Annotated in this window: 30 protein-coding genes and 1 pseudogene; 6 read left to right on the forward strand and 25 right to left on the reverse strand. The window is 44.0% G+C overall.

Translation table 11 applies throughout. The features are described from left to right. Positions 1 to 53 precede the first annotated feature (53 nt). Both QWY16_RS16625 and QWY16_RS16630 read right to left on the reverse strand, forming a co-directional pair. Positions 54 to 284: a hypothetical protein gene (locus tag QWY16_RS16625; RefSeq protein WP_300990344.1), complete on the reverse strand. Its 231-nt coding sequence runs from the start codon at positions 282 to 284 to the stop codon at positions 54 to 56. A 169-nt stretch (positions 285 to 453) separates the two neighbouring features. Next, positions 454 to 870 carry an organic hydroperoxide resistance protein gene (locus QWY16_RS16630; protein WP_300990345.1) on the reverse strand — a complete coding sequence of 139 codons (417 nt, stop codon included), beginning with the start codon at positions 868 to 870 and terminating at the stop codon, positions 454 to 456. Positions 871 to 1,069: 199 nt separating this feature from the next. On the opposite strand from QWY16_RS16630, the gene QWY16_RS16635 reads away from it, so the two are divergent. Together QWY16_RS16635 and QWY16_RS16640 are read left to right on the forward strand one after the other, a co-directional pair. After that, the gene (locus QWY16_RS16635; protein ID WP_300990346.1) at positions 1,070 to 1,774 is read left to right on the forward strand and encodes a type 1 glutamine amidotransferase domain-containing protein; all 705 of its coding nucleotides are present in this window, start codon (positions 1,070 to 1,072) and stop codon (positions 1,772 to 1,774) included. A gap of 54 nt (positions 1,775 to 1,828) precedes the next feature. Continuing rightward, the gene (locus tag QWY16_RS16640) at positions 1,829 to 2,035 is read left to right on the forward strand and encodes a hypothetical protein (RefSeq protein ID WP_300990347.1); all 207 of its coding nucleotides are present in this window, start codon (positions 1,829 to 1,831) and stop codon (positions 2,033 to 2,035) included. Between the two features lie 80 nt (positions 2,036 to 2,115). Here the strand turns inward: QWY16_RS16640 and QWY16_RS16645 are convergent, their stop codons facing one another. The 11 genes from QWY16_RS16645 to ribE all read right to left on the reverse strand — a co-directional run bounded on the left by QWY16_RS16645 (position 2,116) and on the right by ribE (position 13,450). After that, positions 2,116 to 3,303 (reverse strand): S1C family serine protease, encoded by a 1,188-nt coding sequence (locus tag QWY16_RS16645; RefSeq protein ID WP_300990348.1) that lies wholly within the window; start codon positions 3,301 to 3,303, stop codon positions 2,116 to 2,118. A gap of 14 nt (positions 3,304 to 3,317) precedes the next feature. Then, entirely contained in the window at positions 3,318 to 4,181 is an 864-nt protein-coding gene (locus tag QWY16_RS16650; protein WP_300990349.1) for a peptidylprolyl isomerase, read from the reverse strand. A 152-nt stretch (positions 4,182 to 4,333) separates the two neighbouring features. After that, positions 4,334 to 5,755 (reverse strand): ATP-binding protein, encoded by a 1,422-nt coding sequence (locus QWY16_RS16655; RefSeq protein WP_300993495.1) that lies wholly within the window; start codon positions 5,753 to 5,755, stop codon positions 4,334 to 4,336. Beyond that, on the reverse strand, positions 5,745 to 6,425 hold the full coding sequence (locus QWY16_RS16660) for a response regulator transcription factor (protein ID WP_300990350.1): 681 nt from the start codon (positions 6,423 to 6,425) through the stop codon (positions 5,745 to 5,747). The genes QWY16_RS16655 and QWY16_RS16660 overlap by 11 nt, the downstream gene beginning before the upstream one ends. Positions 6,426 to 6,707: 282 nt before the next feature. Continuing rightward, on the reverse strand, positions 6,708 to 7,721 hold the full coding sequence (locus QWY16_RS16665) for a GTPase (protein WP_300990351.1): 1,014 nt from the start codon (positions 7,719 to 7,721) through the stop codon (positions 6,708 to 6,710). Positions 7,722 to 7,786: 65 nt separating this feature from the next. Further along, positions 7,787 to 9,607, reverse strand: coding sequence for an LTA synthase family protein (locus tag QWY16_RS16670; protein WP_300990352.1), 1,821 nt, complete (start codon positions 9,605 to 9,607; stop codon positions 7,787 to 7,789). Between the two features lie 166 nt (positions 9,608 to 9,773). Further along, a complete protein-coding gene (locus QWY16_RS16675) occupies positions 9,774 to 10,304 on the reverse strand; it encodes a histidine phosphatase family protein (RefSeq protein ID WP_300990353.1) in 531 nt (176 codons plus the stop codon). A 9-nt stretch (positions 10,305 to 10,313) separates the two neighbouring features. Then, complete coding sequence (locus QWY16_RS16680; RefSeq protein WP_300990354.1) at positions 10,314 to 11,021, reverse strand: DUF421 domain-containing protein; 708 nt, start codon at positions 11,019 to 11,021, stop codon at positions 10,314 to 10,316. 113 nt (positions 11,022 to 11,134) lie between these two features. After that, positions 11,135 to 11,599 carry a 6,7-dimethyl-8-ribityllumazine synthase gene (ribH, locus tag QWY16_RS16685; protein WP_300990355.1) on the reverse strand — a complete coding sequence of 155 codons (465 nt, stop codon included), beginning with the start codon at positions 11,597 to 11,599 and terminating at the stop codon, positions 11,135 to 11,137. A 13-nt stretch (positions 11,600 to 11,612) separates the two neighbouring features. Next, on the reverse strand, positions 11,613 to 12,806 hold the full coding sequence (locus QWY16_RS16690; RefSeq protein ID WP_300990356.1) for a bifunctional 3,4-dihydroxy-2-butanone-4-phosphate synthase/GTP cyclohydrolase II: 1,194 nt from the start codon (positions 12,804 to 12,806) through the stop codon (positions 11,613 to 11,615). Between the two features lie 14 nt (positions 12,807 to 12,820). After that, positions 12,821 to 13,450, reverse strand: a complete 630-nt coding sequence (ribE, locus tag QWY16_RS16695; RefSeq protein ID WP_300990357.1) for a riboflavin synthase — start codon at positions 13,448 to 13,450, stop codon at positions 12,821 to 12,823. Positions 13,451 to 14,193: 743 nt separating this feature from the next. Between ribE and QWY16_RS16700 the strand changes: the two genes are divergently transcribed. From QWY16_RS16700 to QWY16_RS16710, 3 genes and pseudogenes are all read left to right on the forward strand, one after another. Beyond that, the gene (locus tag QWY16_RS16700; protein WP_300990358.1) at positions 14,194 to 14,517 is read left to right on the forward strand and encodes a CHY zinc finger protein; all 324 of its coding nucleotides are present in this window, start codon (positions 14,194 to 14,196) and stop codon (positions 14,515 to 14,517) included. Between the two features lie 572 nt (positions 14,518 to 15,089). Continuing rightward, positions 15,090 to 15,647, forward strand: coding sequence for a helix-turn-helix domain-containing protein (locus tag QWY16_RS16705; RefSeq protein WP_300989257.1), 558 nt, complete (start codon positions 15,090 to 15,092; stop codon positions 15,645 to 15,647). Continuing rightward, positions 15,608 to 16,474 (forward strand): annotated as a pseudogene (locus QWY16_RS16710) (IS3 family transposase); the annotation flags it as partial. The gene QWY16_RS16705 and the pseudogene QWY16_RS16710, both read left to right, overlap by 40 nt. A 30-nt stretch (positions 16,475 to 16,504) precedes the next feature. Here the strand turns inward: QWY16_RS16710 and QWY16_RS16715 are convergent. The 12 genes from QWY16_RS16715 to msrA all read right to left on the reverse strand — a co-directional run bounded on the left by QWY16_RS16715 (position 16,505) and on the right by msrA (position 24,615). After that, entirely contained in the window at positions 16,505 to 17,002 is a 498-nt protein-coding gene (locus tag QWY16_RS16715; protein WP_300990359.1) for a GNAT family N-acetyltransferase, read from the reverse strand. A gap of 278 nt (positions 17,003 to 17,280) precedes the next feature. Then, a complete protein-coding gene (locus QWY16_RS16720; protein WP_300990360.1) occupies positions 17,281 to 17,475 on the reverse strand; it encodes an NUDIX domain-containing protein in 195 nt (64 codons plus the stop codon). An 88-nt stretch (positions 17,476 to 17,563) separates the two neighbouring features. Beyond that, the gene (locus QWY16_RS16725) at positions 17,564 to 18,388 is read right to left on the reverse strand and encodes a metallophosphoesterase (protein WP_300990361.1); all 825 of its coding nucleotides are present in this window, start codon (positions 18,386 to 18,388) and stop codon (positions 17,564 to 17,566) included. A 13-nt stretch (positions 18,389 to 18,401) separates the two neighbouring features. Next, the gene (locus QWY16_RS16730; protein ID WP_300990362.1) at positions 18,402 to 19,106 is read right to left on the reverse strand and encodes a CBS domain-containing protein; all 705 of its coding nucleotides are present in this window, start codon (positions 19,104 to 19,106) and stop codon (positions 18,402 to 18,404) included. Next, positions 19,099 to 19,503, reverse strand: a complete 405-nt coding sequence (locus QWY16_RS16735) for a VOC family protein (protein ID WP_300990363.1) — start codon at positions 19,501 to 19,503, stop codon at positions 19,099 to 19,101. Before QWY16_RS16735 ends, QWY16_RS16730 begins: the two co-directional genes overlap by 8 nt. A 133-nt stretch (positions 19,504 to 19,636) precedes the next feature. After that, positions 19,637 to 20,422 carry an ABC transporter permease gene (locus tag QWY16_RS16740; RefSeq protein ID WP_300990364.1) on the reverse strand — a complete coding sequence of 262 codons (786 nt, stop codon included), beginning with the start codon at positions 20,420 to 20,422 and terminating at the stop codon, positions 19,637 to 19,639. Beyond that, the gene (locus QWY16_RS16745) at positions 20,419 to 21,300 is read right to left on the reverse strand and encodes an ABC transporter ATP-binding protein (RefSeq protein ID WP_300990365.1); all 882 of its coding nucleotides are present in this window, start codon (positions 21,298 to 21,300) and stop codon (positions 20,419 to 20,421) included. The genes QWY16_RS16740 and QWY16_RS16745 overlap by 4 nt, the downstream gene beginning before the upstream one ends. Beyond that, complete coding sequence (locus QWY16_RS16750; protein WP_300990366.1) at positions 21,297 to 21,491, reverse strand: PLD nuclease N-terminal domain-containing protein; 195 nt, start codon at positions 21,489 to 21,491, stop codon at positions 21,297 to 21,299. Before QWY16_RS16750 ends, QWY16_RS16745 begins: the two co-directional genes overlap by 4 nt. A gap of 22 nt (positions 21,492 to 21,513) precedes the next feature. After that, positions 21,514 to 22,611 (reverse strand): DUF1648 domain-containing protein, encoded by a 1,098-nt coding sequence (locus QWY16_RS16755; protein ID WP_300990367.1) that lies wholly within the window; start codon positions 22,609 to 22,611, stop codon positions 21,514 to 21,516. Beyond that, entirely contained in the window at positions 22,608 to 22,997 is a 390-nt protein-coding gene (locus QWY16_RS16760) for a GntR family transcriptional regulator (protein WP_300990368.1), read from the reverse strand. The genes QWY16_RS16755 and QWY16_RS16760 overlap by 4 nt, the downstream gene beginning before the upstream one ends. Before the next feature lie 131 nt (positions 22,998 to 23,128). After that, complete coding sequence (locus QWY16_RS16765; protein ID WP_300990369.1) at positions 23,129 to 23,824, reverse strand: MgtC/SapB family protein; 696 nt, start codon at positions 23,822 to 23,824, stop codon at positions 23,129 to 23,131. A gap of 113 nt (positions 23,825 to 23,937) precedes the next feature. Beyond that, positions 23,938 to 24,615, reverse strand: a complete 678-nt coding sequence (msrA, locus tag QWY16_RS16770) for a peptide-methionine (S)-S-oxide reductase MsrA (protein WP_436837150.1) — start codon at positions 24,613 to 24,615, stop codon at positions 23,938 to 23,940. Positions 24,616 to 24,775: 160 nt separating this feature from the next. On the opposite strand from msrA, the gene QWY16_RS16775 reads away from it, so the two are divergent. Then, entirely contained in the window at positions 24,776 to 25,357 is a 582-nt protein-coding gene (locus QWY16_RS16775) for a protein-L-isoaspartate(D-aspartate) O-methyltransferase (protein ID WP_300990370.1), read from the forward strand. The last annotated feature ends 21 nt before the right edge of the window (positions 25,358 to 25,378 follow it).

Consider the following 25,378-nt stretch of genomic DNA (forward strand, 5'->3'; position numbering starts at 1 on the left):
TACTGGAGTTCTTTGAACGGGAGTCGATGCGGCCTCGCGCGATCAGATTACTTTTATCCTGGATGACCGCCGTCGTAGTCAGAATCATTGCCACCGGCATTGAATTTTTTATTGCCTGTTTTCTCGTTCACGGTTTCTTTAGAGGAAGTATTTATTGGTTGTTCTCCATTTTTTCCGGAATTTGTTTTGTCAGCCTCAGAACTATATCTGTTCTCTCCCGACTCTCTTCTGTCGTCTTCCATCTTCTTCATTTTCGCTTCGTGTTCTCTTTGTTCCTTATCCATCTTATTTTCCTCCTTTCTGTCAAATGAATGCATATTATCTGAATACCCCTCCATTTTCACTTAAAACCATTTTCTGTATACCCTTAGTTGAATCGTACAAAAGTCTTGTAATTTTATTTCCATAAAAAAACAAGAAGGTAAATTTACAACCTTCTTGTTTGTTATTGAGTTAATCCACTTTCAATTCTACCTCGATGTTTCCTCTTGTCGCTTTCGAGTAAGGGCATGCTTCATGAGCTTTCTCTACCAGCTCTCTGGCCTTCTCTTCGTCCACTCCCTTTACTGAAACATTTAGAATAGCGGCAAGTTTAAAGCCGTTATCGGCTTCATCCTTTAGAAAACTAACGTCTGCTTTGACTGAAGTGCTAGTCAGTTCTGTTTTTTCCTTTTTGGCGATAGCGTTTAACATGCCATCGAAACAAGCGGCGTATCCAGCTGCAAAAAGCTGTTCAGGATTTGTTCCCCCTCCAGGACCTCCCATTTCTTTCGGTGTTTCAAGTTTAATATCGATCATATTATCTTCCGAAACCACTCTTCCTTCTCGTCCTCCGGTAGCTATTACTGATGTCTTGAATAATTCTCTCATTTTACCATCTCCTTATTTTTAATTTTCAAATAATTAGACGAACAATTCAAAGGTACTAGTTTTGCGCCCGCTAGTCAATAGTTTTGGCTGTCTGCTGTCAAGTTAGTCCAAAAGAAGCGGTCTTCCTTCTAAGTTTCAGGTTTATCGGAGAGGGTAAATGAACAAATAGACAATTAGTTACGCTAAGGAGGAAGAACTTATGGCAAAAGTGATGGCAGTTTTATCAAGTGGATATGCAGATGAAGAAAACAATTATGTAACAGGCTGGTGGGCTGAAGAATTATTCGCACCTGTTCTTGCCTTGCAGGAGGAAGGGCATACAGTTGGCCTTGCTTCGCCTAAAGGCGGCAAACCTGTTGTAGATCCATTAAGCCTCAGTGAAGATTATGATCCCGAAGGCAAATATAAAAAACTTTACGAATCCGGCATTGCCGATAAAACCACGCCTATTGTAGACGTTAAAGCAAGTGATTATGATGCCATTTTCATCGTCGGCGGGCATGGTGCCATGTTTGATTTGGCCCATAATGAAGATTTGCACGCTATCATCAATATTGTTTACGGACTTGGCGGCATTGTAGCAGCGGTCTGCCATGGACCTGCTCCTCTGGTCTACACGAAACTTCCAAATGGGCGCGGCATTCTGGAAGGATTGAATGTCACGGGATATCCGAACAGCATGGAACCGAAAGAAGTCCGCGGCTTGCTTCCATTCAGTCTGGAAGATGAGCTGCGTAAAATTGCTAATTACAAAGCTGAAACCAACGAAAAGGAGTACGTCGTATGGGGAAGTGACCAAATTTTGACCGGCCGGGATCCACAATCCTCCCCTCAATTTGGCAAGGAATTGGCGAAAAAGCTGACAAGCATTGAGAAGAAAGAGGAAGAGAAGTTTTTTGATTAACCCAATAACTTTAGGGTATGTAAATTGTATAGAGTAAAACGGGGAGGTAATGGCATGAGTGAAAAAGACCCAAAAGAAAAAGAATATATGAAAGCCAGTAAGGAAACCTTAAAACATCCACCCGACAAAAAAGAAGGTTTGGAAGAACCGAGAGTCACCGGTTATAAACCCATTCAAATCGGTATCGTTGTCTTCGTTATTATTGTGCTAATTATTATAATCATTGGAATCAGTTCAAATATGTGGGGACTTTTTGGCTGATTGCTTGTAAGCAATCAGTTTTCTATGGTTCAGCTATAAGTAAAAAGAAGCTTTTCGCAGCGCTGCGAAAAGCTTCTTTTTTATAGGCTTTCTGTTAATTCAATCTCAGCTTCCACCAATTCTCCACCACGGTAAACTTTCACATTCAAGGTTTCACCGATCTTAGTTTCATTATAAAGATGCTGGCGAAGTTCCAATACCGAGTTTACCGGCTCTCCATCCATTTCGACGATTACATCGTATGCTTGAATTCCCGCTTTGTCAGCACCCGAACCTGGAGCTACTTCACTTACTACAACGCCTTCTGTTACATTAGCCGGCAAAGACAGTTCGGTGTTCCAGTATTGCTTCGGGATACCTGCCAAATCCATAATGCTGATACCAATAGCCGGACGTTCAACTTCGCCTTCTTTTTCCAGGTCTTCGATGATTGGAACAGCAGTATTGATCGGAATCGCAAGACCGATTCCCTCCACAGCGTCCTGGGCTATTTTCATCGAGTTAATCCCGATTACTTGGCCTTGGCTGTTGATCAGCGCACCACCACTATTCCCTGGGTTGATTGCTGCGTCTGTTTGAAGAACTTCAGCCTGCCAGTCTTCAGTTCCATCACCATTGATATCAATAGGCACCAAACGTTCAGTTCCGGAAATGACGCCCGTTGTTACCGATCCCGAGAATTGAAGGCCCAGCGGATTACCGATTGCAATAACCGGCTCTCCCGCTTTCAGCACAGAAGAGTCTCCAAATTCAGCAACTGTTGAAATGCTGTCACCGTCAACTTTCAATACTGCCAGATCTGTCCAGACATCGGTCCCTAGAACTTCTGCGTCCAGTTCAGTTTCATCCGCTAATGTCACTTTCACTTTCTCTGCGCCTTCTACTACATGATTATTGGTGACAATATACGCAGACCCATTATCTTTTTTATAAATTACTCCAGACCCTGTGCCCGCTTCTTTTGCTTCTGAATTAGCGGCTGGCACGAATGGATTCTGCTGTGCTGTTTTCATATTGGTTATCCCTACTACCGCTGCTGAAGTGGCTTCTACAATTTCTGTGACATCCGTTGTGACGATATCGGAAAGACTTTGCACTCCGCTGGCCGTTTCTACGGTTCTCGGCTGATTTTCAGCTGATGCCTCCATATCCGCAAATTCAGGAATTACTACTCCAACCAGCACTGCCCCAGCAATCAATCCCGTAAAACTTGATGCAAAATAGCCTGAACGTTTTTTCTTTGGTTCGCTTGATTTATAATATCCCATAATGTTTTCTCTCCTTAAGTTAATTTACTTTCAATTTCATATGACTCTTTTTTCTCAGTCAGCCAAGAAGCAAATCTGGTGTTTAAGGCTTCATTGAATAAAGTTTCTTCGATTTTTTCTTTGCTGTTTTCTAAAGTGGCTTTTTTCGCTTCTTTTTTATCCGTTACTTTAATGATATGAAAACCGAATTCCGTTTCTACCGGCTCACTGATTTCATCTGCATCCAGGGCAAAAGCCGCTTTTTCAAATTCAGGTGCCATTTTGCCTGCGCCAAACCAGCCAAGTTCACCGCCGTTGTCTGCAGTAGCTGCATCCGTTGAATATTCTTTAGCCAATTCAGCAAAATCTCCGCCATCCGCTAACTTCGCCGCAACTTTATCCGCTTTTTCTTTTGTCTCCACTAAGATATGGCTCGCTTCAACTTGAGCAGGCTGAGCCAGGCTTTCTTTGTTTTCTTCAAAAAAGGTCTTGATTTGTTCATCCGTTATTTCAATCTCAGGACCGATCAGCTTTTTGATTTTCGTATACATTTCTATTTCCTGTTTTAAATCATCCATTGACAGACCGCTTGCTTTCAATACGGATGCGAGGGCTTCTTTTCCGCCATAAGCTTCTTCATATACTGCCATCTCTTTATTAAGATCTTCTTGCGTCACTTCGATTTCCGCTTTTTCAGCTTCTTGGTCGACGATTTCATTTGTAATCATTAAATTGAGCGTTTCAGCCCCTGACGCTTGCACCATTTCTCCATAAAGTGCATCCCGCTCGATTTCTTTTCCATTTACTGTTGCTACCGCTTCGCTCGGCGCAAAGCTTGCTGCCAAGAACACTGCTGAGGCAATCACTGCTCCGATTGCTATATACACTGCTTTTTTCATCCTCAACCCTCTTCCTTCATCTCGTTAAATTAATCTTAACAAGCAAATATGAATAAACTATGACCAAACTTTTAAGAGATATGTAAAGTTTGGTCAAATAAGAGTAATTAGAAAAAACCTGAAGCAACATGCCTTCAGGTCTTTTAATAACTTCACACTATTTCTGGTTCATCTGCAGATTTTGCTTTATGCGGCAAGTGAATGGTAAACTTCGTGCCTTTGCCTTTTTCACTTTCCACCCGGATGTCGCCGTCGTGCAGCGTGACCAACTGTTTCACAATCGATAGCCCAAGGCCAAATTGGCCGCTCCCCCTCGACAAATCCGATTTGTAAAAGCGCCGCCAAATCATATCGATTTCTTCCACATCAATACCAGTACCGCTGTCTTGCACTTCGATGACCATAAATCGCGGTTCATGGAATGCCTTCAATAAAATCCGGCCATTCTCTGTAAACTGGATGCTATTTTTCACGATATTCGTCAGTATCTGAATCAAGCGATCCATATCTCCATAAATCACTTGGTCAGGCTCTGTTTGCACTTCAATAACATTTCCTTTCTCAGCTGCCTGCATTTGCAATTGTTCCTGGATGATTTCCAAAAGTTCATCTGCTTCAATTTCTTCTTTCGTCAGCGTCACTTGGTTCGAGCGGATCTTTTCGTAATCCAAATTTTCATTAACCAGCCGCATCAGGCGCTTTGTTTCATCACTCACCAATCGGATTCCTTTTTCCCGCTGGTCTTCCTCAATCATATTATTGCGCAGGCCTTCGATCACTCCGGCAATCGTTGTCAATGGCGTGCGCATTTCGTGGGAAACGTCTGCCATGAATTGGCGCCTTCTATTTTCCAGCCGCTCTATTTCTTCATTGGACCGCTGCAGTTTATTTGCCATTTTGTTGAAATCTTTTGCCAAGTCACCAAATTCATCAAAATGAGATTCCGGCAAGTTGACTGCATAATTGCCTTCACTAATCATTGCCACGGCTTTTTGCATGCGCTGAAGCCGGCTAACATGCAGTTTCGACAGCAATAAGCTCAGCAGCAATGCTACGGCCAGTGCAATCAGTATGGTGGTCAAGAGTGATTTATTGAGTTCTGAAATCATTTCACTTGTCCCGCTGATGGGCGAGGCCAAAAGCACGCCTCCGATCAACCGGCCATTTTCTACATAAGGCAATGCCACAAATGTAACGGTATATTCAAAACGCTGGACATCACGGTTGACGACCAAGGTTTCTCCTTGTTCAATGACATTCCACTCTTCCTGTGTCAGTACGACCGGCGGAAAATTACCGGCAGATGGATAAAGAATCCGGCTTTGCTGGTCAAAGACAATGAAATTGATGTTTCTCGCCTCTAACATCGATACATAGGACTGCAGCCCTGAACCTGGCCGCGGACTTTCTAGCACTTCGAGAATTTTTTGGCCGTAACTTTCAAGCTCTTCCGCTTTTTCCTCATAAGCAAAGTCTTCTACATATTGGACAAACAATAAACTCAAAACCAAAAAAGCGATGAGCAGGATGCTCAAATGGCTGGCAATAAGCTGATAGAAATATTTAATCCGCATGTTCTTCAAATTTATACCCTACTCCCCAAACGGTATGGAACAATGTGTCACCGCCGGATATTTTCTTGCGGAGCCGCTTGATATGGACATCGACTGTCCGTTCATCCCCGTAAAATTGATAGCCCCACACTTGCTCAAGCAACTGTTCCCGGCTGAAAACCTGCTTTGGATGCTGCAGGAAAAACACAAGCAGATCAAATTCCTTTGGCGTCAGACTTTGAACCTGTTCTCCGTCTTTCTGTACATCTCTTGTCTCTTTATTGACCAGGAAATGCTTTGTTTGAATCGTATCCGATACCGGCTCCGTTTTTTGGGATCTCCGCATGACCGCTTTGATGCGTGCCATTAAAGTCAACGGGCTGAACGGTTTCGTCACATAATCATCCGCCCCCATTTCAAACCCGATTACCTGATCCGATTCGCTGTCTTTGGCTGTCAGCATGATAATGGGAACAAGATTTCCTTCTTCCCGTATTTTCCGGCAAAGTGCAATGCCGTCCATCCCTGGCAGCATCCAGTCCAGAATCAGCAAATCGTAATTTCCCTGCTGATATTTTTGATATCCTTCAAGTCCATCTGCTGCAAACTCTCCCGTTATTCCTTCTTTCGAGAAAAATAATTCCAGCATCGAACTTACACTCGGGTTGTCTTCCACCACCAAAATTTTCATATCCAACCTCCGTCTCTTCTTTCTATAAAAGTAAAACACATTTTAATAAGACGCAAGCCATTAAGAAAAGCGCAAGTGCCCATGTAGATTCAACGGGCATAAGACGGACCATCGAAACGGCGTGTTTCTGCCGTACAGATGGTTGGCTTATGACTCTAGAATCTGGGCACTGGAGCTGGACAATATGGAAAAGCGCAAGCGTCCGTGCAGCCCCGACAAGCGCTGAATTTAAGGGAAAATAAAAGACCGCTCTCTAAAAAGAGCGGTCTCCAATCATTCACTTCACACTTTTTTCTCACGCGTCCGGTATTTTTCAAACAATTCGCCAATCATGTCGTAATCAATGGCAATATTGTTTTCATAAGCGTACTTCACGCCGTAGCCAAGCGCCAGTGTCATTGCTGAAGCGACTGTTCCGCCTATGACTGAACCGGCACCCGGGATGAATTTCAAGGCTTGGCGGTAAAGTGTATGGCCGATTGTCTGTGTTGCCGTAATAACAATCATGTCTTTCGCCGCTTTTTTGCTAAGAGGCTTATCATATAACTTCGACAATTTAATAATTAGCCCCACTTGTAAAGAAGTAAGAGGGATCACATCAGACCCTGGAATCGGTGACGCTCCAATTACCCCTGCCGAGACACCGGAGCCGATAATCCAGCGGTTGGCAGCAGAAGATTTCTCTTTCATGCTTTTAGCGAAGAGCAGGTCTTTTCCCTTCTTTTCGAGCAAAAAAAGAATTTCCTTCTTCAAGTTTTCAAGGTTCTCACCAGTTTTTGAAGAAATGGCGATGACTTTGTATTTATTTTTTGTATGATTTTTAACGAACTGGACAATCGATGGTATGTCTTCGGCAGCATCGATTTTGTTCAGCACGATGAGAATATCTTTATTGTGTTTTTCAATCGCTGTAAACTTTTCTTTTTCGCTTTCCGAAAATACTGTTCCCGCTGCATTCAGGAAAAAGAGCACGACATCTGATTTCTGAACAAATTCGAGTGTCTTTTTCGGATTTTCATCGTTCGGGTCGTTGAGGCCAGGCGTGTCCATGAATTTGATGTTTTCCAGTCCGCGAATATTATAAGGATCCACGCTGATTGTCTCTCCGGGCATCGGGTTTGTGCTGGCGATATTTTCCCCGATGATTTTGTTGACTGTCGATGACTTTCCAGCGTTCACTTCACCAATTAACGAGATGAGCAAGTCCTGTTCGAGCATATCGTTCACTTTTTTCATTTCATTTTCAAACATTGCATCCATCATTTGGCTAACTTCTTGTTCAAACTCTTTCACCATATGGCGTTCCCCCTTTTCGATCTTTACTGACTATTATAATCAATTTCTATGCCTCCGTGTGATATTCAGTCTTGGATATAGGGTTTAAGCAAGCTATCCCCATACTCTAAGATCACTTGCACATCACGGATATGTTTTTTTGTCTCACTGTTTTTTCCTCGCTTTTCCATCGTTTTCAAATCGTAAAGCATGTCCGGAAGTTTCGCTCCCGGCGCTTTATACAGTTGTTCCGATTGGATAAACGATCCGCCTGGCATATAATAGCGCATGCCAAGCAAATTCTTCTCATACTGGAACAAATTATGGCCCATTAATGGGTGGTCGTATTCTATTCCGAGCAGTGCCAGCACAGTCGGCATAATATCTACTTGGCCGCCAAGCCTTTTCATTTCAGTCCCTTCGAACAAACCGCCTCCAGTCATGACAAGCGGAACGGTATAGCGTTCTTTCAGGGAGTAAGGATGGCCCAGAAAATCATTCAGCAGCACTTCGTCTTCTAAAGAAAGCGGAGACCCGTGGATTCCAGAATGATCGCCGAATATGACAATCAGTGATTCGTCGAATAACCCCTGATCTTTAAGCTCCTGGATAAAGACGCCTACTTGTTCATCGGCATACCGGACTGCCTGCAGATAGTTTCCAACATGTGTATCTTCATATTCTTTCGGTAAGTTCAGATATTGCATTTTTTCAGGCATCAGGAACGGAGTATGGCTTGTCATCATGACGATGTTGGAGTAAATGCGGTCGTAGGTTTTTAATTGACGCGGAAGTTCGTCAAGGGCAAAATCAAACAATACTTCATCTGCAGGTCCAAAACCGACTTGTTTGATGTCCGGCATATCTTCAATCGAAAACACTTCATCAAACCCAAGAGCAGGATACAGTACATCCCGGTTCCAGAACTCTATATCATCAGCATGATAAGTAGCGGAACCATAGCCCTTATCTTTAAGTGCATTAGCGAGTGAAGGCACTTTATCGCCGTTCAGCTGATTTACGATTGGCACCATTCCTTCAGTGTATAACCCGGTGTTGGCAATCCATTCGGCGTCAGAAGTTGTGCCGGCGCCAATTTGTTGAAAAACATTGGAGAAATAAGCGCTTTCATCCAACAAAGCGTTGATGTTCGGAGTGATTTCCTGCCCAGCCAATGATTTCCCGACCACAAAATTTTGCATTGATTCAACTTGCACGACAAATAAATGGCGGCCTTCTGCTAACCCGAAATTTTCATGGCTGTGAACTGGGATGAATTCATTCCCTTTTAATTCTTCCAGTTTTTTGGGGGACAGTTCTGTTGAAGAGGCATGAGCTTTTTCAGTTGTCTGCTGATACATTTGAACAAGCTGAGATTGTGCATACCCATTTTCTTTTGCAAAATATGAAATGTCTATAATTGGCTGTTTGATTGCATAGGCGGTTGTAATGGCGCTGATAACTAAAAATCCGATGACAGCGTATTTGAGTGCATTCGTCCGTGGCAGCCTGCGCCATCTGCGCCCTATAATAGCCAGCAGAATCAGGTCTGAGAAAAATAAAAAATCCAGGGGGTTGATCAATAGCAGAATCGTTGTTCCCACCGTACTTGACTGCGTTGTCTGCTGCAAATCGTAATAGGAGGGGATAGTCGTATAATAGCGGCTGTATAACGTCACTGCAAAGAAAATGCCGGAGACAAGAAAACTGTAGATCCAAACGGTAAGCCATCTATGCTTTTTAAAAATCAAAAGTCCTATCGCCAAAAGGAGTGCCCATACCGGAAACTCGACAAAAGCAATATGCCCGATGGACTTCGTGTCAAAGATCAGCATTCGAAACGCACTTACTTTGATGAACAGGAAGAGAAAGAGCAATAGATAGGGAACTGCCTTTGCTGAGTTCATGAGTTCCACCTCCCCTTTAGTTGGCAATTGAACCAGTTAAATATTTCATCAGTTTACGGAACGGGAAATAAAAGCCGGATTAAGAATCCGGCCACCTTTTATAAATTTATTATAACTTCATTGAATCAGAATCAAAAACAAAGTCCTTTATCAGCAGGCTTTTATTTTACTCCCATATTCTCATCACTTGATGGGTTTCCTCTTCTATTTCCACTTTGTAAACATCAGGATTCGAAAGCTTCACCCACTCCTCGTATCCATAAGATTCATTGATTCGTTTCAATATCAGTCCCAGCAAATTGCCATGCGTTACTAAGACAGTGCCATCAGAAGCGTCTCTCAGCACTTCCATGGCTCTCTTAGTCGCCTCAAGACCGGATTCTCCTCCTGAAAATTTCAAATCCAAATCATGGAAAGATGCTCTTAACCGCTCCATCCAATCAGGCATTTCCCCAGAACTTAATACACGTTCAGCCAGGCGGTCATCAATTTCAAGACGAATGCCAAGCTTGTCCACTGTCGGATCAATAGATTGAATAGCCCGTGTATACGGGCTGGAGATAATACGGTTAACTTCTTGGCTTTCAAAAAAACGTGCGAGTTCTTGAGCCTGGAGATTGCCTTCGGGAGTCAATCCAGCACTCGGATCCTGGCCGGCTGCTTTACAATGCCGAACTAAAAAAATCACTTTTTTCATATGCCCCTCCTAATTTCCTTTTGCGGCGCCTTCTTTAGATTCATTATAAGTCTTTATGAAAAATCCGTCTGTTTTAGACCATTCAGCATACAAGATTTCTTCAATGTCTTTAAATCCTTCCTTTTCCAACTCCGAATAAAGCCATTCCCTCGATTTTCCGACATACTTTAAAATCCCTTCATTGATCTCGCCTTCGTCAATGAACAAGAAGGTCAAGGAATCATCTTTCGGTTTAATCCCGAGCATTTCAGGAGTGAGGTTATCCTTTTCGGTATATTTGCGCAAACTGACGGTACCGCCTGGCTCCAAATACAGATCACGCACTTCCCGCAGCGAAAAAACACCTTGTTCACGAAGCATGGTTCTGAGCTGTTCCATCTCCAAATGGTTTTTGTTCAGTTCATCTACCATAAACTCCCCGTCTTGAATCAGGATGGATGCATCTCCTTTAAGCAATACCCGCACTCTATCGTATTTTTTCGAAAGTTTTTCAATGCCAAACAGCATAAGTCCCCAGACAGCTGCGGCAAACCATACATGCAGCCCTGAAACTTTATCATCGTAAATACTTTCTTCTAAAATTCCGCCCAAAACAATAGAGTAAATAAAATCAAAAGGAGTAAGCTGGGACATCTCTTTTTTCCCAAGCAGCCGTGTCACCACCAGCAATGCCACAAGCCCGAAAATCAATTTCATCCCAATATCAAAATAAGTCAATACCCTTCTCCTCCAGTCAATTTCTCTATGTTGTTCTATATCATCCCCATTCCCCTTTCTATAGCGTTTAAGCTAAATAAAAAAACCCAGGACCTAAAGTCCCGGGTTGTGCTTTACAGTTTTTTCATCAAGTTTGCCATTTCAATCGCGCCTGCTGCCGATTCCCAGCCTTTGTTGCCGGCTTTTGTTCCTGCACGTTCAATTGCCTGTTCAATTGAATCGGTAGTCAAAACGCCGAAAATAACGGGGATATTCGCTTGGTCGCTCGCTCTTGAAACACCTTTTGCCACTTCGCTGCAGACAAAATCGAAATGCGGTGTAGCGCCTCTGATGACCGTGCCCAGTGTAATAACTGCATCATAATTGCCGCTTGTCGCCATCTTTTTTGCAACGAGCGGGATTTCAAATGCTCCCGGAACCCAGGCAACCGAAACGTCCGAGTCATTTACGCCGTGGCGTTTTAATGCATCTTGCGCTCCGCTAAGCAATTTGCTGGTGATAAATTCGTTGAAACGCCCGACCACAATGCCGATGCGCAACCCTTCGCCGTTTAAATATCCTTCAAAATGTACCGTCATGTTCAGTTCTCCTTTAGAAATTCAGCAAATGGCCGAGTTTCGATTTTTTGGTTTTCATATACGCTTCATTATCTTTATTGGTCGGCATTTCGATTGGCAGCCGTTCGATGACTTCCAATCCATATCCGCCAATGCCGGCAATCTTTCTTGGGTTATTCGTCAAAAGCTTCATTTTTACGATTCCCAAATCCCGCAATATTTGCGCTCCGATTCCGTAATCACGCAAATCATCTGCAAATCCTAGTTTTTGGTTGGCCTCTACCGTGTCATACCCTTGGGATTGGAGCTCATAGGCCTTCAATTTATTGATCAAGCCAATGCCGCGGCCTTCTTGGCGCATATACAGTAAAACGCCGGATCCTGCTGCATTGATTTGTTCCAGTGCTAAGTGCAGCTGTGGGCCGCAATCGCATTTATGGGAGCCGAAGACGTCTCCGGTCAAGCACTCGGAATGGACGCGGACCAGTACCGGATGCTCCGGATCAATGTCTCCTTTTACAAAGGCTACGTGATCTTGTCCAGTCAGCAGTTCCGTATAGCCTACTGCCCGGAATTCCCCGTATTCAGTCGGAAGGGTCACTTCCACTTCCCGTTTGATCAATTTTTCATTCTTGCGTTTATAAGCGATTAAATCCTGGATGGTCAATATCCCTAAGCCTAGGCGTTCTGCCACTTTCTGCAGATCGTCAACGCGGGCCATAGTGCCGTCCAGATTCATAATTTCACATATCACGCCTGCCGGAGCAGAGCCAGCCAGTTTCGCTAAATCCACTGCTGCTTCCGTATGGCCGGCACGGCGCAAAACACCGCCTTTTTTGGCAATCAACGGAAAGACGTGGCCAGGACGCTTGAAATCCGCCGCTTTAGCGTCAGGATCCAACATACTTGTGATGGTATGCGACCGTTCAAACGCACTGATTCCTGTAGTGGTATCTCTGTGATCAACGCTTATGGTGAAAGCTGTTCCATATTCATCCGTGTTGTTATCAGTCATTAAACCGATTTTCAGCCTTTTCGCGATTGCTTCTTCAACCGGCACACAAATCAATCCGCGTCCTTCGGTTGCCATCAAATTAATGATTTCCGGTGTTGCATGCTCTGCCAATGCGACAAAGTCACCTTCATTTTCGCGGTTCTCATCATCAATAACAATAACGGCTTTGCCATTCTTCAAATCGCGCACAGCTTCTTCTACAGTATAGAACATCTCTTTCGCCTCCATCAAAATCCGTTTTCAGCCAGCCAGCTGCGGGTCATTGCCGGCTTCGCTGTTTGAATTCGTTCTGTGTATTTCGCAAGCAAATCACATTCGATATTGACGCGTGCGCCAATGCCTTTTTCCCCTAAAAGAGAATCTTCCTGTGTAGTCGGAATCAAGGAAATGGTTATCGTGTTCTTGCCGAGTTCAAATATGGTGAGCGAAGTACCGTCTACTGCAACCGATCCTTTGTGCATCATATATTTCATCAGTTCCGGCTCCACTTCAATTACTTTCGTTAAAGCATTCGATTCTGTTTTTACAGAACGGATGACACCAACGCCATCAATGTGGCCACTGACAAAATGGCCGCCAAAACGGCCATTAGCCGGCATAGCTCGTTCCAAATTCACACGGGAACCGCTTCTCAGCTCCGACATCGTAGAAGATTTGACCGTTTCCGGAATAACATCGACCGTAAATGTATCGTGCGTAAAAGTTGAAACGGTCAGACAGACTCCGTTTATCGAAATGCTGTCTCCCCGTTTCACATCTTCTAAAATAAGCGAACAGGCAATTGTCAGTTCCATGGCCTGCGGCTTCGCACGAAGTGAGGCAACTTTTCCCACTTCCTCCACTATTCCAGTAAACACTTGTAATCACGCTCCTTTGAAAAAGCCAAAAGCTTTTGTCTGGTCATGAGACCTTATTAAATTATATGTAACAATTTCTTCGACAGACTACAGCCAAGCAGCTGAACGCGTTATTCGGCATGTAAGCCCTCAAAAAGTAAAACAAAATGGGTTCTTTCCACCAAGGGGCAGACGGGTGGCTAGGAAAGGATAATAAAGAGGATGTAATAAAATTATTGAGAATGCACTTTAGTTCTGAGGTCACTATTATAATATGCTTAAAAAGCCGGATCTTTTTTCAGCAATAATAAATTCTCACCGATCAGAAAAAATGCATAACGAAAAACGTTTCAACTTCTTCTCCCATCCAGACTTTAACTGTCGGTGCCGGAATTACACCAGCTCCACCGTCTATGAAAAAATGAAAAGCTCAGGCAATCGCGCAAGGCCCGACAGGCATAAGGCGAGTCCTCTGCGCGGCGCTTTTTGCCGCAAAGAGGGATTGACTTATGACCCCGAGGGTCTGATTGCCGGAGCTGGACACTGAAAAGCGCTGGCGCATGTCAAGCCACGACAGCTGGCGCAAGTTTACACTGCTGCTCATTTTCATAGATCGGGTCACGGACTTACAGTTTCCTGCTCACCGCCGGTAAGGAATTTCACCTTGCCCCGAAGAATTGATTCGATTATTCGTTCAATTAATAGTAGCATAAATAGAAGAATAGTCAGTAAATATTTGCTTTATTCACAATGGAGGTTGAAAAATGGCACATTCTTTAGCAGTAAAAGGAATTGGTGTTGACGATGAAACACGCTGCGCGCATTATCATTCAGAAAACGATCGCATTGCCATCAAGTTTTTCTGCTGTGGCATCTATTATCCTTGCTTTGAATGCCACCAAGCCGTGGGTTGTGGAAATCCCCAAGTCTGGCCAAAAGATCGTTTCGATGAAAAAGCCGTTTTATGCGGTGCATGCGGTCATGAACTGACTGTTCAGGAGTATTTGGACTGTTCGTCATCGTGTCCAGTATGCAGTGCAGGTTTCAATCCGGGCTGCAGCTTGCATAAGCATTTGTATTTCGGGTAATTATTAAGTATCGCAACAATATCCGTGAAATCAGTTTTTTTATATTGACCCAAATAAAAAACAAGAGAACATCAGCTGTTCTCTTGTTTCCAGGCTGTCGAGAAACTCTCGACAGCCTTTTCCATTTCGCTCCAGGGCGGACGCTTTTCGCGGGGTGCGGCCTGAGCCTCCTCGCTCGCTGGCGCTCCCTGCGGGGTCTCAGGACTCGCCCTATTCCCGCAGAAGTCGCCGCCTTCCGCTGCATTCAGCTCTCTTTTGTCACCTTTAGAGATTCTCTGGAATAGAGAGCTGATTCGGAAAGCTCTCTAATGCTTATGCTTACTTCTCTAGATATGGAGCCAAACAGCGGAGACGCCTGCGGGATAGCGAGACAGCCGAGACCCCGCAAGGCGCGAAGCGGCTGAGGAGGCTTGGCGCTCGCCCGCGGCAAGCGCAGCTGGTTGGCGGAATATCGGTTAAGGGATGATCACTAATACAAATTTCAACTTTCTCAACAAGCTGAAAACAAGAGAGCATTAGGTACTGCACCCCAAAAGTTAGAGTTAAAAATCTAACTTTTGGGGTGTTTTTCTATGATGAAATATAGCGAAGAATTTAAACTGAAGCTGGTCAACGAGTATTTGGCTGGCCCGTTGGGTTATCCACGCTTAGCCCGAAAATACGGGATATCCAGCCACGGGCAAATAGCACGCTGGGTGCGGGCTTTCCAGGCATTCGGAAAAGAAGGATTGCGGAACAGGCAAAAAAACAAGGTGTATTCTGTTCAATTCAAATTGGATGTATTACACTTTATGAAACAAACAGGCGCTTCCTACCAGGACGCAGCGATTGAATTCAAGATGCACAACCCGACGCTTATTGTGAAATGGAAACAGACATTTTTGGCGGAAGGGGCAGGAGGCCTGAGAAAGAAAGGACGGCCACCCATGGCGAAAAATTCGAAAAAGAAACCGGCAAAACCGGCTGGGACGATGTCCCGTGAAGAACAACTTGAACGCGAGAATGAGCTTCTCCGTTTGGAAGTCGCTTATTTAAAAAAGTTGAACGCTTTCCAGGAGAATCCGGATGCCTACCTCGAAAAGCACAAGCAGCGCTGGCATTCGAACTCCAAAAAGAAGGATTCCGATTAACGGATGTGCTGGAGATCGTCGATCTGCCAGAAGCGACGTATCATTACCACCGCCAGCGATTTGGGTTGGAAGATCCGGATCTGGAATGGAAAACGTTGATTCTGGCGCTCTTCGAAAAACACGACGGCCGTTACGGGTATCGCAGGATCTCTCTGGAATTAAAGGCGCAAGGGTACGTCATCAACCACAAGAAAGTCCAGCGCATCATGGGCGAATTGAACCTCACTTGCGTAAAGTTCATTCGGAAATCGCGCTATCGTTCCTATAAGGGGCAAGTAGGCACCATCGCCAAAAACCGGTTGAACCGCCGGTTCCACACCACGCATGCCTTGCAAAAAATCGTGACGGACGTGACGGAATTCAAATGTGCAGGAGAAGAAAAGCTGTATTTGAGTCCGCTGATGGATCTCTACAACGGGGAAATCATTGGCGTGAGTATGGCGAAACGCCCAACCCTCGACTTCGTCATGGAATCGTTACGGAATGCCCTGCCAGTCATCGGAGAACAAGCCAGGTATCGGACCACCATCCATTCCGATCAAGGTTGGCATTACCAGCACCGATACTGGGCGAAGACATTGAAAGAGAACCGGATTTTCCAAAGCATGTCCCGAAAGGCGACGTGTGCCGACAACGCGGCCATGGAGAACTTCTTCGGCCTGCTTAAACAAGAGATGTATTACGGAGAAGAATTGGTCCCCTTCGAAGAACTGAAACTGAAAATTGAACGGTACGTCCATTACTACAACCATGAACGCATCAAGCAAAAATTGGCCGGCATGAGCCCGGTGAACTACCGAATTCATGCCAGCCAATTAGCTGCATAACTGAAACTCTAACTTTAAGGGGTCACTACCTTAGCTGTTCTCTTGTTTCGGATTCACTCTTAAACACATAACAATCTGCTCGCCTTTAGACCGCATCAGCCGTCTGCCGGTATCTTCAAATCCTGCTTTCTGGTAGACCCGCTGAGCTGCCGGATTACTCGCGTTCACTCCAAGCACAACTTCATTGAATTCCGGAAATTCTTTTCGGATAAAATCAGGCAAAGCGTAAATCGAGCCAGTAGCAATCCCGCGGCCCTGGTATTTCGGATTAACTGAATATCCGCGGAGCAGCAGCGCTTTGGGATTATTTGAATACAATTTCCGGTCATCTGATTCATCCAGTTCAAAAAAACCGGCCACTTCATCGCGCGCTCTTATGACAACCAAGTGCTTATCCGGATTTTTGGCATCCCGTTCGATTATGTCCTGCGGCATACCTGTAAATTTTAATTGGTCTGACGGCAAGCTATATTCGACAGTCACTTTCGATGAATAAGGATGAAGAGTGACTTCCTTCTTTTTAATCACTTTAAGCGCCTCCTAACAAAATTGCTGACATTTATCCCCTACTAGTTATAGAACTTCTCTGTATATTTTTCAAAGCATTTAATCTGCTAAGATTAAATGCTCCGTTGCTTGCGGCATTTTTTGCAATGCCTCTCTCAGAAAGTGAGGATAAAGATTTACAGTGCAGACCTCTTCAAGCGGAATCCATTGGTATGTCAGATGATCGCCTTCCGGTCCAAAAAACGGTTCAGGACGATAAAATTTTTCTCCTGTTTTACTATGTACCAGGTAGTAAAAACCTAGCTCATGGTATTTTTTTGATCGTATGTAAAAAAGTTTTCTGTCACCCATAACATACGCTCTGCCTCTGCCTCTACTTCTACATCCAGTTCTTCTCTCAGTTCCCGCTGCACACAGGCTTTAGAATTTTCCAGCATCTGCGCACGCCCTCCTGGAAGCGCCCAGTGGGATTCTTTTGTCTGCTTATGCAGCAAAACATGGGCATTTTCTATCTAAACCGCCGCTACCCGGTAATTGAATACCTGATGATCAAGTTTAAACGTTATGTCCATTACACACCTCTTATGCTTTTTCCAATGTGATTGCCACAATTTCCGGCAAGTTGAATAATCTTACTGGAAATCCGCTGTTTCCAAGTCCCCTGCTTAAAACCAGCTGTGTATCGTTTTCGCGAAAAACACCTTCAGTCATTGTTGGAAACCATCCTTGTCCCGGTGCAATCAAGCCACCCAGGCCTGGTATGCGCAGCTGCCCGCCATGGGCATGTCCAGAAAACACCACATCGATTTCTTCCTTTACATACGTGCTGAACATTTCAGGACGATGCGCCAGCAATAAAGTAAAAGCATTTGTCAGCTCCGCCTCATCAATTGCTTGACGGGTGAAATCTTCTTCTGAAAGATCCACATCCATTAGCGGATCATTGATTCCTGCAATTTGAATCGTTTCTCCTTCAACTTCCCAGGGAGCAGTTTCGTTCATTAAAACGTTTACGCCTCTTTCTTCTAATGCTGCTGTAATTTCATCAAGTTTATTCACCGATATTTCATGGTTTCCGACTACAAAATAAACTTCACTCATTTCTACCAGCGCTTCCACCAAAGTTAAACTGACATCTAAATTGTAACGGTCACTATCAATCAAATCACCGGTTATAAAAATTACATCCGGCTTTTCTATTTCCACTTTTTCAATCAGTGAAGATTGGTCCTTGCCAAAGCTGGCATTATGCAAATCTGAGATCTGTACAATTTTCTTCCCGTCAAAAGCTGCTGGCAATTCTTCTGACGCTACTGTGTATTCTGTTGTCACAACCCATTTATTATTGACCCAAACAAAGCCCCAAACAAAAAAGACCAAAGCCAGAAATACAATTACTTTTTTCATCTATACCTTACCTCTATTCGATCTTGATCAAATCAATAGGCGTGATTATGCCCGTCAATTTTTCCTCTTTCTTTCCAGTTCTCGTTATGAGGAGCGCTTCCAGACGTCCGCCTTCCATCACGGATTGCTTAAATATTTCTTCCGCTTCATAAACAGACGTATTTGAAGCGATAAAACGATGGTTTTTTCCATCTTTTTCGTGCTTTAAAATATCATTCATCGTGATCATTTCCCGGGAAATGATTTTCTCTTCAACAGTTTGAGCAAGCCAGCGTGCAATTCCTGCAGCAGTAATTAATCCAATGAACTCTTCTTCCCTGTAAATCGGCAACTGCATAAAGTTGCGTACCTTTACAATACGTAATACTTTTGCCAAACTATCTGTCGCATCAAAAGTATGCACTGTCCTCGCAAACATCGTACCGACAGTGACAGGCTGTGACAGCAACAGCTCAATATGCTCTATTAATTCTACAACTTCAAGGTGCGGTTCGGCAATTACATACTCAGCAGCCGTGCGATGATGGACGATGGCGTTTCGAAGGTCGGCGAATTCCCGTAGGTCATCTTCATATTTCCTTACCGTAGCATTGTCTTTTTTCGCTAAATCAATCGCTTTGAAAAAGGTAAGATAGCTTGCGCCTCCGATTATTTCCTTCAAGGTTTTTTCAATTTTATTAAAGGCCACGATAAAGCGTGCCGAGTTCTGACTAGGCAAAATGGCCACCACCTTCAGCAGCTGCAATTTCAATTTTCAACCGATCAGGGTCTTCCATAAAAACCGCGTAATGTTCCGGACCACCAGCATAAGGATGGCGGTCTTCGTATAAAATCTGTACCCCTAATCTTCTCATTTTCTCAGTCAAGCTGTCCACTTTCCCGCGGGATTCTGCATGAAAAGCCAAATGGTTTAATCCAGTCGCTTTGCGGTGATAAGGCAGCTGTAAATAGTGCATTTCTGTTTGGACAAATACAAGATAAGCAGAACCGCTTTTGTAGCTGAATCCAAGCGGCCAGTTCTGATATTCCACATATCCAAGTTCCGAAAGCAGGGCGCTGTAAAATTTTCTTGAAGCATCCAGATCTGAAACGTTTATTTCTACATGATGCAGCAAAGTCACCGCCTCCTTTTTTTCAGTTTAACAGAGTGAAACCGAAAAGTTCGAGTCTTAAAAATGCTTCTTTTAGGCTCACTTAAAACTCACTGCAATATAAAAGCCACAGCCTTAAAGGCTATGGCTTAAAATATTATACTTTTGTTTTTGAGGCATTGTATTTAGACATCCAAATACCAGAACCGAGCATTGCCAAAATCAGGAACACGCTGATTCCCATTGTCCCCCAGAACTCCTTGTTTCCTGGGCTATCCAACAACCACGAGACGGCATAACCCGGAATTTTCAGTGGCGAAACTGTCCAATAGGCACCAAACAGTCCATCTGCAAGCTGAAAGATAATAATAAGAAGCAACGAAGCTGCCGCTGCCATTCCGGCATTAGGCATGGCTGCACTTAGCAGTAGCACAAAAGTTACTACTAATAAAATCCATAAACTGTAGGTACCTGCAAACTGCAGAAACTTTGTAAAGTCAATCCTCTCAAACAACAACATCGTGTAGTAATAAGCCGTGATCAACCCAAGCCAGACACTCAACAGGCCAACCACACTTGCCAGGATCCATTTGCTTAGGAAATAAGCAGTAAACGACAACGGCCTTACATACAAAAGTGTAGCAGTGCCATTTTTCCGTTCTCCAGCAATAGTCCCCATGTAGGCAAGTATCAGAACCAGCAGACCAACCAATTGATATTGTCCCATAACGGCTGCCAAAATCTGTTCAGGCTCAGGCGGCGGGATATCGATTACCGCTCCTTCAGGCAAATTGCCGACAGAATCCAGGATTTGCGGCAAAAAGTAGTTTGTAAGGGGTTCGATAATGCCAAACAGGATAAAAACAACCGGTATCCAGAATAATTTATAGTTCCTGAAGTTTTCCCGCCATTCTTTTTTCAGTAAAACGCCGAATTGATTCACTCCGCACCCGCCACCTTCAAAAAGATTTCCTCAAGCGTAGCTTTTTGCCGTTCCACGCCAATTATCCCTTCTGCACTCGATGCAAGAACTGACAAGACCTCCTTCATCTGCGGTCCGTTTTCATCAATCGGCAAAACCACAGAAGCTCCTTTCGTAATTGCATGCCATCTGTTTCCTTCAGCAAATCTGCTGGCACAGTTGGCATCCTGGAAACGAATGCGGATGCTTGGTTCTGCGTATCGTTCTTTGACTTCTGCCAATGACCCCTGTTCAACCAGTCGGCCATGCTGCAGGAACAGCAATTGATTGGTCATTTCTTCCGCATCATTCAGAATATGCGTTGAATACAGAATGGTTGTATCATGCTGCAAGGATTTCAACAGATCCATAATTTCTCTACGTCCTGCCGGATCCAGTGCAGAGACCGGCTCGTCCAATAGCAGTAGTTTCGGCTGGTGGACAATTGCTTGAGCCAACCCAAGGCGCTGCTTCATACCTCCCGAAAAAGCCCCTGTTTTTTTGTTCGCAGCAGAACCCAATCCCACCATCTCTAAGGTTTTAATTGATTGACGCCTGACATCTTTGGCTCTCACTCCGCTAAGCCGAGCCGCCATCTCGAGAAACTCCAGAGCAGTCAGCCAGGGAAATAATTGAGGGTGCTGGGGCAAAAATCCGATGCCTGATTCATAATTCAATTGGACTGAACCGCTCGTTTGCTTCAGTAATCCCGCAAGGATCGATAAAGTAGTGGTTTTTCCAGCTCCGTTTGGTCCGATTAATGCAGTAGATGTCCGCTGTTCCAGCGAAAAAGAAAGGTCTTTGACGGCTAATTCTTCACCATAACGTTTCGTCAGGTTTGAGATTTCCAGTATGCTCAATAATTCCGCCTCCCGATTGCCAAATACAAAATCGGCCCTAGAATATTGATGAACACGATAATGGCTCCCCATAGCCATTTAGGCCCTTTCGGATTCGGATTTTTAACCAAGTCGATTAATGTGAAAACCATCAATCCCAATTGAATCACTAAAATCGGCAATAGCAGCATCAGTAAAGTAGTTTGGTCCATTCTCCCTCATCCCCCTTTTCGCTTATATCAACAATGCAATAGCTAACAGCACGACGAACGGCAACAACACATAAAGCCAGCTTTTCGGATTTCCGAAATTAACGGTCCATCCAACTCCGAAGCGTTTGTCCACCATCACCGAAGGATCTTCTTTATTTACATAAAAAATTCCCGCTTTCCAGTGTTCATCTCTGTCCGCATCAATAATTCCGGGTTGCTGCTGCTGTTCAGCAGCAGCTAGACCGCTTTTGACCACTTTGAAAGTATAAAGCGCTGTTCCACCCAGCACCAAGATGAGAAAACCTATGATCAACGCCATGTTCCAGAGAGCGCTGCCAAGTTCCGGATGAATAATGGACAATTGAAAACTGCCCAGCAGCAACGTCGCAGAAACAGTGGTAATGAACAACAGCCAGCTGCCGTATTTCCGGGAAGCCAATTCCCTTTCCCGTGACCGCTGTTTCTGGCTGGCCATGATTTTGGCCCCGCTTGTCTTTCTTGCCTGATTCAAGAAATAAAACAGTGCTTGCATCATCAACAGCACCAGCAAGAGTGAGATGCTGGAGAAGGCGGTTTTATCTGTAAAACGGTCAGGTGTTCCGCCTGGCCCCCAGTGGACTGGAATCTGATGAGGCAGGCTGCCATACTGGCTGATGGTATAAAAAATTAATCCAGCAGTGATTAGCATAGGCAGCAAAAAGGCAATTCCGGACACCATCTCCAAATCATTCCGGAACTGCAAGTCCACTACCACTTTTTCTTTCTTTCCCACTGTCCATCCTTCTTGCTGCTTTTCGTTTTTCACTTTTAGATGATTGATGAGATATAAAGCCATACTGAATAATATTAAGGCCAGTTGAAGCCCGAGGCCCCAGAAGGCAGCGGCTTCTTCAGTGGCTTCTGTCACGCTGAGCAGAATCGCGTAAATGGCAGCAGCCACGATTCCCGCAAGCACCACCATCGTTGCATACCTTTTTTTTAATAGTTCAAGTGTCTTTTTTTGTGTATACTCCTGCGGCACATAAACTCCAAACACTTCTGTTTTCTTCACTAAAAAAGGAACGAAAGCCTGAACACCGATTATTAGAATCATGATGGCAGCCATAAGAAAAATCGTCATTTTACTCCCCCCTGTATATTGCGCATCAATTTTTCGATCATTTGTGCCATTTCCTCTTTGCTTAGCTTAAGGCATAAAGCTTCTGCCAGAATTGGCCTTAATTCCTGCTCAATCCGCTCTTTTTCCTCAGCTGTCGCTTCACGTAAACCATCCGCATGAATGAAAACCCCTTTTTTCGGAATGATTTCGATTATTTTTTTCTCTTCTAAATAATGATAGGCTTTATTGACCGTATGCATGTTCATGCCAAGATCAGCCGCAAAAGCCCTTCCTGAAGGCAAAGGAGAACCTGGAAGCAGTTGTCCATTCGCTACCCCTTCCATTATTTGCTGAGCCAGCTGCATATAAATCGGCACTTCCGATTGCGGTTCAATTTCAATATACATTTGCTCACCTCTTTGTTCTATTTACTATAGAACAGTTGTTATACACATCATATAACAGACATGCCTCACCGTCAATCACTGAACAATAAAAAAAGCTGAGACATTAAATTGCCAAAGCTTTTCATAGAATATTATTTTGTTACTTTGTAAACAGATTTATGCTGTTGAAGTTTTTTTACGAGTTCAATTTCATTTTTTATATTTTCATCTCTAATAATAAACCGATAAGCCAAAACGTTTTTATCACTATGGGCTTCGACAGTCTCAATATGGAAATCCATGATAACCACTTTATTTTCTTCAAAAAGTCCACTGATGGATGAAAAAACATCTTCCCGGTCTTCTGCAATTACTAAAATTTCTTTTGGATTATGGGAAGGAAGGTATTTTGCTTCAAGCTTCCCAAGAATCGATAGCGCAACCAGCACAATTACCGTGGTTAAAATAGCGACAAAATACATGCCGATCCCTACAACCAAGCCAAGCCCTGCTGCTACCCAAACCGATGCCGCTGTCGTCAGGCCCTTTACAGAGCCACGATGCACAATAATTGTTCCAGCTCCTAAAAAACCGATGCCGCTAATTACATAAGACGGAATCCTCGAGGGGTCAAAACGAATGGCATCGCTGTCCCGTGCCAAAAAAGCATCAAATCCAGTGACCGACAAGATCATCATTAAACAAGAGCCGGTCCCAACGAGCAAATGCGTCCGAAGACCTGCAGGCTGCTGTTGCGCTTCCCGTTCGATTCCGATTAATCCACTCAAAAAAGCGGCAATCAGCAAGCGAATGATGATACTCAAATAATCTCCAGGCAGAAAATCCATCAGCTTTCCTCCTGACCGTCTTATTTCACTTTTTTCGTTTACTAAAGTTTACCCAAATATTTTTTTATCAGTCTTAAATTAAGCAGCATGGCCAAAACATTTTTACTGAAACCTTACCATTTAAGTTTCAATAATTTATCCGCCAGTATTTGTCGATTCGCCTTTTTGATGTTCCACCCCATAATTTCCTGTTTTAAGCTTTCTCTGGTTCCGAAGCCTTTGACAAAACCATTTAAACGGGCAGCAAATGTAGAGTCTATCAGTAAATCAGGGTTCGGATAAAATATCTCCAATTGCTCTAAAGCTTTTGGATAGCGCTTCAGGTAATATTTCTGATGGCGTTCTTCTGCCAGTGCGAACTGCGTATAAGAAGCGATTTCTGTCTCAATTTCTTCGCCCAGTTCCGCTTCCATTTCTTTTTTCACCCGCTCAATGGCTTCTGCTTGAGCATCGCTGTGAAAGCGCAGCAGTGAAATATATTGTCTTCCTTTATATTCGTCCCTATTTGGGTAATGGTTTCTCCAGAACTGTTTAAGCACTTCTTCAAAAGGGATGAGTTCCGGGTCGAAATCAATTTGGACCGTTTCTGTATGGTCACCCATGTTGCGGTAAGCAGGATTGGGAGTTGTGCCTCCTGAAAAGCCGACTCTTGTTCGAAGGACACCCGGCAAACTTCCAAACCGCGCTTCCGGCCCCCAGAAACAGCCCATTCCAAAGGTCGCTGTTTCTGCAGTTCGCTGAGAATCCCCCATCTCTTTTTCCAAATCTCTAATTGTGAGCTGTTGTTCCATTGCAGTTCCCTCCATTTAATTTTAGTAAAACACACCTAAAAAGACATAGAAAGTTTGAAAGCTTACCCAGCTAAAATAGTAGGCAAGCGGCATTGAATTTTATTAAAATGGAGACAAGAAATAATACTAACAATCTTGATATTGAAAGTGAGTGGAAACCATGAAAAGCCGTAAAAAAGAAATCATTTCTTATTTCCAAGAATTGGACCGGCGCTTTTTCATGGATTCGCATAAGGAATTGGCGGGTCTTGATGAAGCCCTTCCCATTGGATTTGAGCAAACGATCTCACAGCCTTCCCTTGTCCTGGAAATGACACTAGCCCTGGATCTCCAGCCTGATTCGAGAGTACTCGAAATCGGAACAGGATCCGGATTTCAAACCGCCTTATTAGCTGAGTTTTCAGAGGAAGTCTTTACAGTTGAACGCATTAAGGAGTTGCATAATCGCGCTAAAGAGCGGCTCGCTGAAGCAGGATTCACCAATATCCATTTTAAACTTGATGACGGAAGCTTTGGGTGGGAAGAATTTTCCCCATATGACCGCATTATGGTTACAGCCGCTGCTTCCTTAGTGCCGAACGAACTGGTGGAGCAGCTGAAGAATAATGGAAAAATGCTAATACCTGTCGGTTCATCTGCTATGCAGGAATTAACTCTTATCGAAAAAGACGAAAATGGAAATGTAACTTCTAAAGTTTTGAACTATGTGAGATTTGTACCGCTGAAAGGGAAGTACGAATAAAAAAGTCTGTGCTTCAGCGTC

Origin of the sequence: Planococcus shenhongbingii, from assembly GCF_030413635.1 — a bacterium.
GTDB classification, from domain to species: domain Bacteria; phylum Bacillota; class Bacilli; order Bacillales_A; family Planococcaceae; genus Planococcus; species Planococcus shenhongbingii.

Bases quoted from the DNA above. Each gene is read 5' to 3' on its own strand.
- QWY16_RS16650 (WP_300990349.1), bottom strand. From the start codon at position 4,181: ATGAAAAAAGCAGTGTATATAGCAATCGGAGCAGTGATTGCCTCAGCA.
- QWY16_RS16725 (WP_300990361.1), bottom strand. From the start codon at position 18,388: ATGAAAAAAGTAATTGTATTTCTGGCTTTGGTCTTTTTTGTTTGGGGC.
- QWY16_RS16760 (WP_300990368.1), bottom strand. From the start codon at position 22,997: ATGTATATTGAAATTGAACCGCAATCGGAAGTGCCGATTTATATGCAG.
- QWY16_RS16675 (WP_300990353.1), bottom strand. From the start codon at position 10,304: ATGAAAAAAGTGATTTTTTTAGTTCGGCATTGTAAAGCAGCCGGCCAG.
- QWY16_RS16700 (WP_300990358.1), top strand. From the start codon at position 14,194: ATGGCACATTCTTTAGCAGTAAAAGGAATTGGTGTTGACGATGAAACA.
- QWY16_RS16670 (WP_300990352.1), bottom strand. From the start codon at position 9,607: ATGAACTCAGCAAAGGCAGTTCCCTATCTATTGCTCTTTCTCTTCCTG.
- QWY16_RS16775 (WP_300990370.1), top strand. From the start codon at position 24,776: ATGAAAAGCCGTAAAAAAGAAATCATTTCTTATTTCCAAGAATTGGAC.
- QWY16_RS16655 (WP_300993495.1), bottom strand. From the start codon at position 5,755: ATGCGGATTAAATATTTCTATCAGCTTATTGCCAGCCATTTGAGCATC.
- msrA (WP_436837150.1), bottom strand. From the start codon at position 24,615: ATGGAACAACAGCTCACAATTAGAGATTTGGAAAAAGAGATGGGGGAT.
- QWY16_RS16750 (WP_300990366.1), bottom strand. From the start codon at position 21,491: ATGGACCAAACTACTTTACTGATGCTGCTATTGCCGATTTTAGTGATT.
- QWY16_RS16660 (WP_300990350.1), bottom strand. From the start codon at position 6,425: ATGAAAATTTTGGTGGTGGAAGACAACCCGAGTGTAAGTTCGATGCTG.
- QWY16_RS16665 (WP_300990351.1), bottom strand. From the start codon at position 7,721: ATGGTGAAAGAGTTTGAACAAGAAGTTAGCCAAATGATGGATGCAATG.
- QWY16_RS16755 (WP_300990367.1), bottom strand. From the start codon at position 22,611: ATGACGATTTTTCTTATGGCTGCCATCATGATTCTAATAATCGGTGTT.
- QWY16_RS16765 (WP_300990369.1), bottom strand. From the start codon at position 23,824: ATGGATTTTCTGCCTGGAGATTATTTGAGTATCATCATTCGCTTGCTG.
- QWY16_RS16690 (WP_300990356.1), bottom strand. From the start codon at position 12,806: ATGTTCTATACTGTAGAAGAAGCTGTGCGCGATTTGAAGAATGGCAAA.
- QWY16_RS16705 (WP_300989257.1), top strand. From the start codon at position 15,090: ATGATGAAATATAGCGAAGAATTTAAACTGAAGCTGGTCAACGAGTAT.
- QWY16_RS16630 (WP_300990345.1), bottom strand. From the start codon at position 870: ATGAGAGAATTATTCAAGACATCAGTAATAGCTACCGGAGGACGAGAA.
- QWY16_RS16645 (WP_300990348.1), bottom strand. From the start codon at position 3,303: ATGGGATATTATAAATCAAGCGAACCAAAGAAAAAACGTTCAGGCTAT.
- QWY16_RS16640 (WP_300990347.1), top strand. From the start codon at position 1,829: ATGAGTGAAAAAGACCCAAAAGAAAAAGAATATATGAAAGCCAGTAAG.
- QWY16_RS16625 (WP_300990344.1), bottom strand. From the start codon at position 284: ATGGATAAGGAACAAAGAGAACACGAAGCGAAAATGAAGAAGATGGAA.
- QWY16_RS16635 (WP_300990346.1), top strand. From the start codon at position 1,070: ATGGCAAAAGTGATGGCAGTTTTATCAAGTGGATATGCAGATGAAGAA.
- ribH (WP_300990355.1), bottom strand. From the start codon at position 11,599: ATGACGGTACATTTTGAAGGATATTTAAACGGCGAAGGGTTGCGCATC.